Here is a 13,901-nt window from a genome sequence, read left to right on the forward strand (position 1 = left end):
AGGAAGCGCGATGCACTGTCAACCACATGACAACCATCAGGTTTACATATGGTTAAAAAACGTACAAACCTGTTTGTTGTGCGACGAACAGACCGACTCGATCCTCCCGATCTGCACCGCCTGCGAAAGCGAACTGCCTTGGCTGATCGACCAATGCGAGCGCTGCGCGCTGCCTTTGCCGATCTCTGGGCTGACCTGCGCGCAATGCACACGACAGCCGCCTGCTTTCGATAAGGTCATCGTGCCGTGGCTGTATGACTTTCCCGTTGACGCGCTGGTCACGCGTTTCAAACATCAGGGCAAATGGCCCTTCGGGCGCTTGCTTGCCGAGCTGCTGAGTCAGACGTTGCAACACCGCTTTGACGAAGGCTTCGAACGGCCAGATGCCTTGATCCCCGTCCCGCTGGCCAACAAGAGGCTGCGCCAACGCGGTTATAACCAGGCGGCAATGATCGCGAACTGGCTGGCCTCTGCGCTGAAGCTGCCGGTGAATGAGCAGTTGATCAAACGCACAAAAGACACACCCGCGCAGCAGGGATTGAATGCAAAGGCGAGGAAACGGAATCTGCGGGAAGCGTTTGTGTTGATGGCGCCCGAACACGTCATCGGCAAACACATCGCGCTGATCGATGACGTGCTCACTACAGGCTCAACCGCCGACACCATTGCGAGGCTATTGATCCGAGCCGGGGCGAGCCGAGTCGATGTGTATTGTTTAGCCCGCACGCCAAAGCCTGAGGACACACGCTAATCCTGTAGCAGCACAGCTTGCCGACAGTGACGATCTCATATACGCCACCGCCGGCAAGCCGTGCCGCTACAGGGACTCGTATTGCATTAAAGGAAAGTGCCTTACACTTCGCCCCATCACAACATGACCAGACTTGCCCAACATGTCCCTACCCCCCTCCCTCACGCAACACATGGTCCGCCGCCCTCATCGCATCGCGCTGTTGCAACACATTGCCGAGCAAGGCTCGATCACTCGGGCCGCGAAAAGCGCGGGGTTGAGCTACAAGGCGGCGTGGGATGCCATCGATGAGCTGAACAACCTGGCGCAGAAGCCGCTGGTCGAGCGCAGCGTTGGTGGGCGGGGCGGTGGCGGCGCGAAGTTGTCGGAAGAAGGCGAGCGGGTGTTGCGTCTGTATCAGCGCTTGCAAGCGTTGCAGACGCAACTGCTGGAAACGCCGGAAGAATCTGACGATCTGGCGCTGCTCAGCCGATTGATGCTGCGCACCAGCGCCCGCAACCAGTTGCACGGCGAGGTGTCGAGCATCACGCCGTTCGGGCGCAACGACATGATTGGGCTGGCACTGGCGGGCGGCCTGTCTATCGATGTGCAGATTACCCACGACAGCACCCAGCGGTTGGAGTTGGAGAAAGGCACTCAGGTGTTTGCGCTGATCAAGGCCAGTTGGCTGGAGCTGCTGCCGCCCGACCATCCCGTAACACCTGGACACAATTGTCTGAGCGGCAAAATCGAGGAAATTCTGGACGGTGAAGACGGCCCCAGCGAAGTCAGAATTGTGCTGCCCAGCAGTCAGACGCTGTGCGCAGTGGCAGAGCCAGACCACCTCAAATCTTTGAATTTAAAGGTCGGCAGTCAGGTAAGCGTCCTGTTCGCGCCGTCCTATGTACTGATTGGCACTCCACTTTAACGGGCGACGATTTGCTGTTTTCAGCGGCCCACACCGTCACCGAACGGACACAATAGCGTCATCCAGGCTGAATAAGGTTTGCGCCAAAACCGCAGGAAGCCCGTGATGAAACTATTAGAAGAACACCAGTCAACCGACCTCGAAACGCTTGTCTCTCAAAACGGCGCAGGCCTCACCCGTCGAGGCTTCATCAGCGCAGGCGCCCTGTGTGGTGCGGCGATGTTTCTGGGCGGTAACCTGCTCAGCCGCAGCGTGATGGCCGCCAGCGTCAGCGCAGGCAACAGCACGCTGATTGGCTTCGACAGTATTCCCGCCTCCACCGCCGACAGCATCAGCCTGCCACCGGGCTACAGGTCTTCCGTCCTGATCAGTTGGGGTCAGCCTCTGCACGCAGGCGGCCCGGCGTTCGACCCGAGCGGCAAAGGCACCGCTAAGGCGCAGGAACTGCAATTCGGCGACAACAACGACGGCATGAGCCTGTTCACCTTCCCCGGCGACGACGTCAACACCGCTGGCCGTGCGCTGATGGCCATCAACAACGAGTACACCAATTACCGCTATCTGTTCGATCACGGCAAAGACCCTCAATCCGCTGACGACGTGCACAAGGCCTTGGCCAGCGAAGGCGTTTCAGTGATCGAAGTGAAGCGCAAAAGCGGTGAATGGAAGTTCGTGCAAGGTTCGAAGTATAACCGCCGCGTTCATGGCAACACGCTGATTCACCTGAGCGGCCCGGCAGCCGGGCATGATTGGTTGAAAACCTCGGCCGACAAGACAGGCAAGAACGTGCTCGGTACTTTCCAGAACTGCGCCAACGGCAAGACGCCGTGGGGAACCTATCTGACGTGCGAGGAGAACTTCACTGACTGCTTCGGCAGCAGCGATCCTGCACAAAAGTTCGACGCCGCGGCCAAGCGCTACGGCGTGGTCGCCACCAGCAAGGAGGTGAACTGGCACCCTCACGATCCTCGCTTCGATGTCGCGAAAAACCCCAACGAATTCAACCGCCACGGCTGGGTGGTGGAGATCGACCCGTTCGATCCGAAATCCACACCGGTCAAGCGCACGGCATTGGGCCGTTTCAAACATGAAAACGCCGCCGTGACCGAAACCAAAGATGGCCGCGCAGTGGTGTACATGGGCGACGATGAGCGGGGCGAGTTCATCTACAAATTCGTCAGCCGCGACAAGATTGACCATAAGAACCCGAAAGCCAATCGCGACATCCTCGACCACGGCACGCTGTACGTCGCCCAGTTCGATAATGGCGACAGCAACCCGGATCACCCTAAGGGCCAGGGCCGATGGATCGAGTTGACCCACGGCAAGAACGGCATCGACGTATCGAGCGGTTTTGCCAGCCAGGCCGAAGTGCTGATTCATGCGCGTCTGGCGGCGAGCGTGGTCAAGGCGACACGCATGGACCGGCCGGAGTGGATCGTGGTCAGCCCCAAGGATGGTCAGGTCTATTGCACGCTGACCAACAACGTCAAACGCGGTGAAGATGGCCAGCCAGTGGGCGGCCCGAACCCTCGGGAGAAAAACCAGTACGGGCAAATTCTGCGCTGGCAGGAAAAGGGCTCGGATGCGTCGTCGCTTGAGTTTGCCTGGGACCTGTTCGTTGTCGCGGGCAATCCTGATGTACACACGGGAAAACCGCAGGGCGGTTCCAGCCACATCACTGCGCAAAACATGTTCAACAGCCCGGATGGCCTGGGTTTCGACAAGGCCGGTCGATTGTGGATTCTCACCGACGGCGACTACTCGAACGCCGGGGACTTCGCAGGCATGGGCAACAACCAGATGCTCTGTGCTGACCCGGCCAGCGGTGAGATTCGCCGCTTCATGGTCGGCCCGATTGGCTGCGAAGTGACCGGTATCAGCTTCGCGCCGGATCAGAAAGCGCTGTTCGTGGGGATTCAACACCCCGGCGAGAAAGGCGGCTCGACCTTCCCCGAGCATTTGCCGAACGGCAAGCCAAGATCGTCGGTGATGGTGATCACGCGGGAGGATGGCGGGGTTATCGGCGCTTGATTCAGCCCCCCGTCCAGACCGAGTGATGTTCCCTGTGGGAGCGAATTCATTCGCGATGCGATCGTACATCCGACACATCTCTACCGGATGCACGACCGATTCGCGAATGAATTCGCTCCCACAGTTTGGTCTGCGGCACTGAGCGTAACCTGCTGTGTCAGCTGCAACGTGTCTGCGTTAACATAACGGGCCCGACGCGGCCGCCGGCCGCGCGCAGGAGTACGCATGGCCCACCCCTTCGAAACACTCACACCGGACCTAGTGCTGGACGCCGTCGAGAGCATCGGCTTCGTCAGCGACGCACGCATTTTGGCGCTCAACAGCTACGAAAACCGCGTCTATCAGGTCGGCATCGACGGTGATCAGCCGCTGATCGCCAAGTTCTACCGCCCCGGTCGCTGGACCAACGAGGCCATCCTCGAAGAACACAGCTTCACCGCCGAACTGGCCGAAGTGGAAATCCCGGTCGTCGCGCCCCTTGTCCACAACGAGCAGACCCTGTTCGAACACGGCGGATTCCGCTTTACGCTCTTTCCCCGCCGCGGCGGACGCGCGCCAGAGCCGGGCAACCTGGATCAGCTTTATCGCCTCGGCCAGTTGCTGGGGCGCATTCATGCCGTAGGCGCTGCTCGCCCCTTCGAGCACCGCGACGCGCTGGGCGTGAAGAATTTCGGCCATGACTCGCTGAACTACCTGCTGGAACACAACGTGATTCCCCGCAGTTTGTTGCCCGCCTATGAGTCGGTAGCCACAGACCTGCTCAAGCGCATCGAAGATGCCTACGCGGCAACGCCGCATCAGAACATCCGCATGCACGGCGACTGCCATCCCGGCAACATGATGACCCGCGATGACATCTTCCATATTGTCGATCTGGACGACTGCCGCATGGGGCCTGCCGTTCAGGACATCTGGATGATGCTCGCAGGTAGTCGTCAGGATTGTCTGAGTCAGTTGTCGGAATTGATGGACGGCTACAACGAGTTTCACGATTTCGACCCGCGTGAACTGGCACTGATCGAGCCGTTGCGCGCCTTGCGACTGCTGCATTACAGCGCCTGGCTGGCGCGTCGTTGGGACGATCCGGCGTTTCCTCACAACTTTTCCTGGTTTGGCACCGAGCGGTACTGGGGCGATCAGGTGTTGGCGTTGCGCGAGCAAATGGCGGCGCTGAACGAGGAGCCGCTGAAGTTGTTTTGAATCGCACCACCGGCTCTGCCCGGAGGGCGTGATGTTCATTTATAAAAACTTGCCGAAGGTCCACCCATGCAAGCTGCCAACCCGCGTCGCGGGTACATCCTGGGTCTCAGTGCCTACATCATCTGGGGCCTGTTTCCGATCTATTTCAAACTGCTGTCCGCTGTGCCCTCGATAGAAATCATCGTCAATCGCGCTATCTGGTCGGCGATCTTCGGTTCACTGCTGTTGCTGGTCTGGAAACACCCCGGCTGGTGGCGTGAGCTGCGGGACGACCCGCGCCGACTGGCGATTCTGGCGGGCAGCGGCTCGCTGATCGCTGCCAATTGGTTGATCTACGTGTGGGCGGTGAATAACAACCACATGGTCGAGGCCAGCCTGGGGTATTTCATCAATCCACTGATCAACGTGATGCTGGGCATGGTGCTGCTCAGGGAGCGGCTGCGCCCCCTGCAATGGGCGGCGGTGATCCTTGCGCTGGTCGGTGTGCTGCAACAGGTGTGGCATGTCGGTAGCCTGCCGTGGATTTCTCTGGCATTGGCGTTCAGTTTTGGTTTCTACGGGTTGATTCGCAAGAAGGCACCTGTGGCTGCGCTGCCAGGCTTAGTGGTCGAAACCTGGATTCTGGTGCCACTGGCCATTGGCTGGTTGCTGTTCAACCCGACGGCTCACAGTGCACAGGCTGAATTCTGGAGCACGTCGGAGGCGATCTGGCTGGCGGCTGCCGGCCCCGTAACGCTGGTACCGTTGGTGTGTTTCAACGCCGCTGCGCGGCATTTGCCCTATGCGACATTGGGTTTTCTGCAGTACATCGCGCCGACACTCGTGCTCTCGCTCGCCGTGCTGGTGTTCGGTGAACAACTCCCCTCGACCACCGTAGTGACGTTCTGCTTCATCTGGGCCGGATTGGTGATCTACAGCGTTGACGCCTGGATGGCTTCCCGTCGTCGCGCGTCACGCTGATCAAAAAACAAGCACATCGCTGCAGGCACCGAACTAAAAGGGCTACAGCGATGTTTGCTCAGGTTATCCACAACCTCACTCAAGGTATCTGTGCACAACGCACCTCCAACGCTGGCCTTCAAAACCTATCAAACGGCTGCGCCAGAGGGTGTTGTCGTCGTCGATTTTGGGTAGACGCGGACAAACTGAAATTGAACAGGGCTGGGATGTTCGACGACAAACGGCTCAACACTTTCACGGTGCAATCTCGTGACACGAACCTCTCCAACGCTCGTCCCCTTGCCAATCGACGGCTCGACCCTATCCGTCAGAGGTCTCATCTCGTAATACGAAATCGTGCTGTCGGGTTCTAGAAAGTTGTTACGGCAGTGAGAAAGCACGATCGTTTTATAACGTTCGCCTTTTTCGTTTACCAACTTTCCAGCCTGGTCAAGGTCAATGAGCCGCTGCACGCTTGCGCGTGCAGGATCGGTGTCTCCGAAGTCGCTGATTGCATCGCTAACGGTAAGCGATTGTAGGGAGCGGTCAGGAAGGAGTCTTATGCAAACCGCTTAAGGCTGCGTCAGTCGTCAGGGTTGAGTTTGAGCTCCACCATTAATTCATCCGCCAGCGTTTCAAGACGCTCCTGCAATACCTCCAACGTCAAGGTCGCTGGCAATCCCAACAACGCATTGGCGCGGAACAGCAGTTCGCTGCTCATCGGAGCGGGTTCAACGCTGGTCTCCAGTGCTTCAACGTTAACGCCCTGCTCTGCCAATACGCGCGTGACGTCACGCACGATCCCCGGCCGGTCATTGCTCACCAGTTCCATACTGATGGGCTTCCAGGTTTCGGATGACTCAGGGCCCAGATCCGCAAACTGAACACGAATGCCCTGGGTTGCCAAATCCAATAAGGCGTCCTTCAGCGCAGGCTGAGCTTCGACCGGTGCGCCAATGCGCAATATCCCGGCGAACTGCCCCGCCATATGGCTCATGCGACTTTCCAGCCAATTGCCACCGTGATTTGCGATACATGATGCGATCCGTTCGACCAGCCCCGGTTTGTCGGGAGCAAATACGGTGACGATGAGATAGTCCATGGTCGACTCCTTCAGTCTTATAGGTCTGCAGGCCGTCAAACAGTGCCTGCACAGCGGTTGGGCAAGTATAGGCAACACATCAGACAGCGCCCGGATGCTTCCTCAGGAAACAATTTGTGTACTGTTTTGATAATTCTCTGGAACAATTCACACTTTTTTTGAGAACATCCGTAACCCCGATGTGACTCGTCGTAAAAATCCAGTCGCTTGGTGACATATTTAGTCTGATTTTCACGCCGCGACTCATCATGTAGTATTCCACCGCGTTCACTACATAAGCGTTAACCCGACGCAGAAACGATGCCTGACTTAGCATCGCCGCGCGTTGAAGCCTGTTTCGCGAAGCGCCCCGCGCCTTTTCTTTCAGGTACTCGCCCCGGCCCAGCCGCCCGCAAGGGCACGTTCTGGCAAGGGTGAGCGGCGATGACGATGGCTTTAACAAGAGAGCGCTCGAAGCGCACATAGCTGAGCAGAGTGAGGCAAGCAATGACTGAACACGTTCAAGTCGGTGGCCTTAAGGTCGCCAAAGTCCTGCTGGATTTCGTGAACAACGAAGCCATTCCCGGAACCGGCATCGAAGCCACTGCGTTCTGGGCCGGTGCCGACAAGCTCATCCACGAGCTGGCACCGAAGAACAAAGCCCTGCTCGCCAAACGTGATGACTTCCAGGCCCGCATCGACGCCTGGCACCAGTCCAATGTCGGCAAGGCCCACGACGCCGCCGCATACAAGGCTTTCCTTCAGGAAATTGGATACCTGCTGCCAGAAGCAGCGGACTTCCAGGTCACGACGCAAAACGTCGATGAAGAAATTGCAACCATGGCCGGTCCACAACTGGTGGTCCCGGTGATGAACGCCCGTTTCGCGCTGAACGCCTCGAACGCCCGCTGGGGTTCGCTGTATGACGCGCTGTACGGCACCGACGCTATCTCCGAAGAGGGCGGGGCGGAAAAAGGCCAAGGCTATAACAAGGTGCGCGGCGACAAGGTCATCGCCTTCGCCCGCGCCTTCCTCGACGATGCCGCGCCACTGGCGGCGGGTTCTCACGTCGATTCGACCGGTTACAAAATCGTTGATGGCGTGCTGATCGTCGGCCTCAAGGGCGGCAGCAACACCGGTCTGCGCGACGACGCGCAATTGGTCGGCTTCCAGGGCGAGGCGTCGGCGCCGACGGCCATTCTGCTGAAACACAACGGCCTGCACTTCGAAATCCAGATCGATGCCAACAGTCCTGTCGGCCAGACCGACGCAGCGGGCGTCAAAGACGTGCTGATGGAAGCCGCGCTGACCACCATCATGGACTGCGAAGACTCCATCGCCGCTGTTGACGCTGACGACAAAGTAGTGGTCTACCGCAACTGGTTGGGCCTGATGAAGGGCGATCTGTCCGAAGAAGTGGCCAAAGGCGGCACCACGTTCACTCGCACCATGAATCCGGACCGCGTCTACACCTCGCCAAAAGGCGAGCCTGTAACGCTGCACGGCCGTTCGCTGCTGTTCGTGCGTAACGTCGGCCATTTGATGACCATCGACGCCATCCTCGACAATCAGGGCAATGAAGTGCCGGAAGGCATTCTCGACGGCCTGATGACCAGCCTGGCAGCGATCCACAACCTCAAGGGCAATACGTCCCGCGCCAACAGCCGCAAAGGCTCGCTGTACATCGTCAAACCGAAGATGCACGGCCCGGAGGAAGTCGCTTTCACCAACGAGCTGTTCGGTCGCGTTGAAGACGTGCTGGGCCTGCCGCGCAACACCCTGAAAGTCGGGATCATGGACGAGGAGCGCCGCACGACGGTCAACCTCAAGGCCTGCATCAAATCAGCCAGCGAGCGTGTTGTGTTCATCAACACCGGCTTTCTGGACCGCACTGGCGACGAGATTCACACCTCCATGGAAGCCGGACCGGTCGTGCGCAAGGCACAGATGAAGGCTGAAAAGTGGATCGGCGCGTACGAAAACTCCAACGTCGACATCGGCCTGAAGTGCGGCCTGCAAGGCCGTGCGCAAATCGGCAAAGGCATGTGGGCCATGCCGGATCTGATGGCTGCGATGCTGGAGCAAAAGATCGCCCACCCACTGGCGGGCGCCAACACCGCCTGGGTGCCGTCGCCAACCGCAGCCGCGCTGCATGCCCTGCACTACCACAAGGTCGACGTATTCGCGCGCCAGGCAGAGCTGGCTCAGCGCGCACCGGCGTCGGTCGATGACATCCTGACCATCCCGCTGGCACCGAACACGAACTGGACGCCTGAAGAGATTCAAAACGAGCTGGACAACAACTCGCAGGGCATTCTGGGTTATGTGGTGCGCTGGATCGATCAGGGCGTGGGTTGCTCGAAAGTGCCTGACATCAACGATGTCGGCCTGATGGAAGACCGCGCGACGCTGCGCATCTCCAGCCAGCACATCGCCAACTGGCTGCGTCATGGCGTGGTCAGCGAGCAACAGGTCATGGACAGCCTCAAGCGCATGGCGCCGGTGGTAGATCGTCAGAACGCCAACGACGCTCTATACCGCCCACTGGCGCCGGACTTCGACAGCAACATCGCCTTTCAGGCGGCGGTGGAGCTGGTGATCGAAGGCACCAAACAGCCGAACGGCTACACCGAGCCGGTGCTGCATCGCCGTCGCCGTGAGTTCAAGGCGAAGAACGGGCTGTAAAACAGGCGGTGTGTTTCAACGACACACCCCCTTTGCGAAACGACGCAATCTCATGTGGGAGCCGGCTTGCTGGCGAAAGCGATGGGTCAGATAAATCAATGTCACCGACCCTCCGCTCTCGCCAGCAAGCCGGCTCCCACAATTTCAAGACCGCGACTACCTTATGCCATCCCCAATTCCCGCTTCACTAACTTCAACAACTGCTTGGTGTTGATCGGCTTGAGCAGAAAATCCACGACGCTCAGGTGCATCGCATCAATCGCATCCCTTACATGAGCATCGCCTGACACGATAATGATCGGTAGCGCCGCGCGGTCCGAATCGCGAACCTGTCGAATCAATTCCAGCCCGTCGCACGGCACCATGCGCAGGTCGGTGATCAGCAGTGCAATGGACGGCCGGGTTTCCAGCAAATGCATGGCACTGGTGCCGCCAGCCGCCGTGATGCAACTGATGTCGTTGAGGCTGAGGATCTCGGCGAGGATCTCCCGAGCATCCTTGTCGTCGTCGACGATCAGCACCCGTTGTGGCGATTGCGATGCAGGCGCCAGCATGACCTCATTGAGGGCATCGCGCTCTTCATCACTCAAAATGTCGTGATCGAACATACCCGTCTCATCTTCCCGTCGACTTCATTCTGACAGCGCAATCGGACTGATACGCTGCAACGTTCTCGGCTTCCTGCCAGGCCTTCTCGGCCGCGGCGTGAAGGTTGTACACCACGGCCCCCTCGCCCTCCAGTGACGAATTGCCGCCTAAGACTTACGTCCAATGGGCACTGCCCGATAAGCGGTCGACCATGGAGCCATAAAAACAAGTGGTATCGGTCATGAGCAAAGCAGACGCTTTCATCCAGGCAGGCAAGACAGCCGTGCTGCAGAACATTCACGGCACGATGCAATTCCTGCAAAAATTCCCACCATTCAATCAGATGGAAAACGCCCATCTCGCCTATCTAGTTGAACAGTGCCAGCTGCGTTTCTACGCTACGGATGAGAGCATCATCAAGCCTGGCGATGGGCCAGTAGAGCACTTTTACATCGTCAAACAGGGCCGCGTGGTCGGGGAACGCCCGCATTCGGCCAAGGGCGGCACCGAAACCACCTTCGAAATCACGACCGGCGAATGTTTCCCACTGGCAGCGCTTCTGGGCGAACGCGCCACACGCACCGAACATCTGGCGGCCGAGGACACGTTCTGCCTGCAACTGAACAAACAAGCCTTTATCAAGCTGTTCGCCCTCTCCAGCACCTTCCGCGACTTCGCCCTGCGCGGCGTCAGCAGCTTGCTCGAACAGGTGAATCAGCAAGTAAAGCAGAAGGCGGTGGAAACACTCGGCACTCAATATTCCTTGAACACGCGACTGGGCGAACTGGCGATGCGTCATCCGGTGATCTGCGCGCCAGACACCCCGCTGCGTGAGGCCGTGAAGCTCATGGACGAGCAGCAAGTGGGCAGTATCGTGATCGTCGACGAGGCGAAGGCGCCATTGGGGATTTTTACCCTGCGCGATTTGCGACAAGTGGTCGCCGACGTAAACGCGGACTTCGGGCAACCCATCAGCCACAGCATGATTCAGTCGCCCTTCTATTTAAGTCCTGACGCCAGCGCGTTCGATGCGGCGATTGCGATGACCGAGCGACACATCGCCCATGTCTGTCTGGTAAAGGACCAACGCCTGTGCGGCGTGGTGTCCGAGCGTGACCTGTTTTCTCTGCAACGGGTCGATCTCGTGCACCTGGCGCGCACCATCCGAAACGCCCCGCGCATCGATTCACTGAGCAACATGCGCGGCGACATCGTGCAGTTGGTGGACCGCATGTTGGCGCACGGCGCGTCATCGACGCAGATCACCCAGATCATCACGCTGCTCAACGACCATATGGTCTGCCGGGTCATCGAGCTGACGCTGGAAGAGAAAGGCGATCCCGGCATACCGTTCAGCTGGCTGTGTTTTGGTAGCGAAGGCCGACGTGAGCAGACCCTTTACACCGATCAGGACAACGGCATTATTTTCGAGGCCAAAGATGCCGCCCAAGCCGCCGAGATCCGAGGTCGTCTGCTGCCCATTGCCGAGCGCATCAACCAAGGCCTGGCGCTGTGCGGCTTCGCGCTGTGCAAGGGCGGGATCATGGCCAGCAATCCTGAGCTGTGCCTGTCACGCATCGAGTGGGCGCGGCGCTTCAGTGCGTTCATTCGTGGGGCGACTCCGGAAAACCTGCTGTCTTCCAGCATCTACTTCGACCTGCGAGTCGTCTGGGGCGATGAAAGCGGTGGCGAGCAATTGCGCCAGAGCATCCTGGCCCAAGTCGCGGACAACCGACTGTTTCAGCGCATGATGGCCGACAACGCTCTGCGTCAACGCCCGCCTGTGGGGCGTTTCAAGGATTTTGTGGTGGCGCGCAAAGGCAGCGAGAAAGACACGCTGGACCTCAAGACCCAAGGTCTGACGCCGTTCGTCGACGGCGCCCGGCTGCTTGCACTCGCCAACGGGGTAGCGGCGAATAACACCCTTGAACGGCTGCGCCAACTGGTGGCCCAAGACGTCATCGACCCGCTGGACGGCGCGGCCTATGAAGAGGCCTATCACTTCATTCAGCAGACTCGCATGCAGCAACACCAGCAGCAGAGCCGACAAAACCTGCCGTATTCCAACCGGATCGACCCGGACGTGCTCAATCATCTGGATCGACGAATCCTGCGGGAGTCGTTTCGTCAGGCCCAACGCCTGCAATCCAGCCTGACCTTGCGTTATCAACTTTAAGCGATCGATCGATGAACCTGTTTCAGTGGCTCAAACCCGCCAAACGCGCCAAAGCCCCCGAGCTGACCGCCGAACAAGTGCAACGCCTGAGCGAGCTGCCCCGCACAGCGACGCTCAGCGAGCAACCGCTGCGACAGCAACGCTGGGTGGTGCTGGATCTGGAAACCAGCGGCTTGAACATGAACCGCGACGACGTGCTGTCCATTGGCGCGGTGGTGATCGAGGACGGTGCGATTGATCTGGGCCAGCAGTTCGAACGTACGCTGTCCCGACCCGATCACAAGTTGAGTCCCAGCGTACTGATTCACGGCTTGGGACCGAGTGCCATTGCGGCAGGCAGCGAGCCGGTGGAGGCATTGCTGGATTTCATGGCGTTCGTCGGTGATAGCCCATTACTGGCGTTTCATGCCCCCTTCGATCAGCACATGATTGGCCGAGCCTTGAAGGAAAGCCTGGGCTACAAGCTGCAACACCCGTTTCTGGACGTCGCCGAGATCGCGCCGCTGTTATTTCCTCAGGCGTGCTTGCGTCAGGCAGGGCTGGATGACTGGACCGCATTTTTTGGGCTGCACGCCGAAGAGCGTCATCACGCCAGTGCCGACGCGTTGGTGACGGCGGAATTGGCGCTGATACTGTTCAGCCATGCGCGCAAGCAAGGGATGGACAGCCCGCTGCAACTGGAGCAATACCTGGCCAAATGGCGGCGTCGGCAGCAGTCGCATTCGTTTTAAAGCGCGAATGTGCTGTCGCGAGTACACCGAATCACCTTGTGGGAGCGAATTGATTCGCGATGCGCGAGTACATCCGACGGAGATTTATGGATGTACCGACCTCTCGCGAATGAATTCGCTCTCACAGGCTGCATTAGCGTCCATACAAGGCAATCCCCTACAAAACCTGTCGCAGGTTCCTACAGCAACCGTTCAGCTCATTCCGATGAGCGCCAATTGCCAGCATTCTTCCGCTCTGACACAATCGCGAATAATTCTCGTTAGTTACTTTGTTCTCTTCGGTGCCTACGTGTCGTCATTCCAAAGTCCTCAACACCAGCTTGTCGGAACGCTCTATCGCGACCATCGCAGCTGGTTGCTGGCTTGGCTGAAACGTAACGTTGCCTGCCCACACCGCGCCGAAGATCTGAGTCAGGACACCTTCATTCGCCTCTTGGGCCGCGAAAATCTGGATGCGCCACGGGAACCCAGGGCTTTTCTGGTGCAAGTGGCCAAAGGACTGCTGTTCGACTATTTCCGTCGCGCGGCACTGGAGCAGGCCTATCTCAGTGAGTTGATGCTGATCCCCGAAGCCGAGCGGCCTTCCCTCGAAGAGCAGCAACTGATCCTGGAAGACCTGAAAGCCATCGACCGCATGCTGGGTACGTTGTCCAGCAAGGCGCGAGCGGCGTTTCTGTATAACCGTCTGGATGGCTTGAGCCACGCCGAAATAGCCGACAAAATTGGCGTTTCCGTGCCTCGCGTACGTCAGTATCTGGCCCAGGGCATGCGCCAGTGCTACGTCGCCCTTTATGGCGAGCCGACATGAG

General features: G+C 58.9%; 11 protein-coding genes. 9 read left to right on the forward strand and 2 right to left on the reverse strand.

The genetic code is table 11. The features are described from left to right. Positions 1-10 precede the first annotated feature (10 nt). The 5 genes from ACI5GA_RS14220 to rarD all read left to right on the forward strand — a co-directional run bounded on the left by ACI5GA_RS14220 (position 11) and on the right by rarD (position 5,852). The gene (locus ACI5GA_RS14220; protein ID WP_421423049.1) at positions 11-751 is read left to right on the forward strand and encodes a ComF family protein; all 741 of its coding nucleotides are present in this window, start codon (positions 11-13) and stop codon (positions 749-751) included. Between the two features lie 142 nt (positions 752-893). After that, complete coding sequence (locus tag ACI5GA_RS14225; protein WP_421423050.1) at positions 894-1,658, forward strand: TOBE domain-containing protein; 765 nt, start codon at positions 894-896, stop codon at positions 1,656-1,658. Between the two features lie 105 nt (positions 1,659-1,763). Beyond that, a complete protein-coding gene (locus tag ACI5GA_RS14230) occupies positions 1,764-3,692 on the forward strand; it encodes a PhoX family protein (RefSeq protein WP_421423051.1) in 1,929 nt (642 codons plus the stop codon). 225 nt (positions 3,693-3,917) lie between these two features. Next, positions 3,918-4,892: a serine/threonine protein kinase gene (locus ACI5GA_RS14235; RefSeq protein ID WP_404636612.1), complete on the forward strand. Its 975-nt coding sequence runs from the start codon at positions 3,918-3,920 to the stop codon at positions 4,890-4,892. Positions 4,893-4,958: 66 nt separating this feature from the next. After that, the gene (gene rarD, locus ACI5GA_RS14240; RefSeq protein ID WP_404636613.1) at positions 4,959-5,852 is read left to right on the forward strand and encodes an EamA family transporter RarD; all 894 of its coding nucleotides are present in this window, start codon (positions 4,959-4,961) and stop codon (positions 5,850-5,852) included. A 562-nt stretch (positions 5,853-6,414) separates the two neighbouring features. On the opposite strand, the gene ACI5GA_RS14245 is transcribed toward rarD, so the two are convergent. Then, positions 6,415-6,933 carry a glycine cleavage system protein R gene (locus tag ACI5GA_RS14245; RefSeq protein WP_421423052.1) on the reverse strand — a complete coding sequence of 173 codons (519 nt, stop codon included), beginning with the start codon at positions 6,931-6,933 and terminating at the stop codon, positions 6,415-6,417. Positions 6,934-7,419: 486 nt separating this feature from the next. Here ACI5GA_RS14245 and ACI5GA_RS14250 point away from each other — a divergent pair, with 486 nt between their 5' ends. Then, a complete protein-coding gene (locus ACI5GA_RS14250; RefSeq protein WP_421423053.1) occupies positions 7,420-9,597 on the forward strand; it encodes a malate synthase G in 2,178 nt (725 codons plus the stop codon). A 161-nt stretch (positions 9,598-9,758) separates the two neighbouring features. On the opposite strand, the gene ACI5GA_RS14255 is transcribed toward ACI5GA_RS14250, so the two are convergent. Further along, positions 9,759-10,205: a response regulator gene (locus ACI5GA_RS14255; protein ID WP_404636616.1), complete on the reverse strand. Its 447-nt coding sequence runs from the start codon at positions 10,203-10,205 to the stop codon at positions 9,759-9,761. 221 nt (positions 10,206-10,426) lie between these two features. Between ACI5GA_RS14255 and ACI5GA_RS14260 the strand changes: the two genes are divergently transcribed. The 3 genes from ACI5GA_RS14260 to ACI5GA_RS14270 all read left to right on the forward strand — a co-directional run bounded on the left by ACI5GA_RS14260 (position 10,427) and on the right by ACI5GA_RS14270 (position 13,900). After that, positions 10,427-12,361: a putative nucleotidyltransferase substrate binding domain-containing protein gene (locus ACI5GA_RS14260; protein ID WP_421423054.1), complete on the forward strand. Its 1,935-nt coding sequence runs from the start codon at positions 10,427-10,429 to the stop codon at positions 12,359-12,361. Between the two features lie 11 nt (positions 12,362-12,372). Further along, positions 12,373-13,092, forward strand: coding sequence for a PolC-type DNA polymerase III (locus ACI5GA_RS14265; RefSeq protein WP_421423055.1), 720 nt, complete (start codon positions 12,373-12,375; stop codon positions 13,090-13,092). A gap of 289 nt (positions 13,093-13,381) precedes the next feature. Beyond that, positions 13,382-13,900, forward strand: a complete 519-nt coding sequence (locus ACI5GA_RS14270; RefSeq protein WP_404636619.1) for an RNA polymerase sigma factor — start codon at positions 13,382-13,384, stop codon at positions 13,898-13,900. The last annotated feature ends 1 nt before the right edge of the window (position 13,901 follow it).

It is taken from the genome of Pseudomonas sp. Pseu.R1 (assembly GCF_045764065.1).
In the GTDB taxonomy this organism is placed as follows: Bacteria; Pseudomonadota; Gammaproteobacteria; order Pseudomonadales; family Pseudomonadaceae; genus Aquipseudomonas.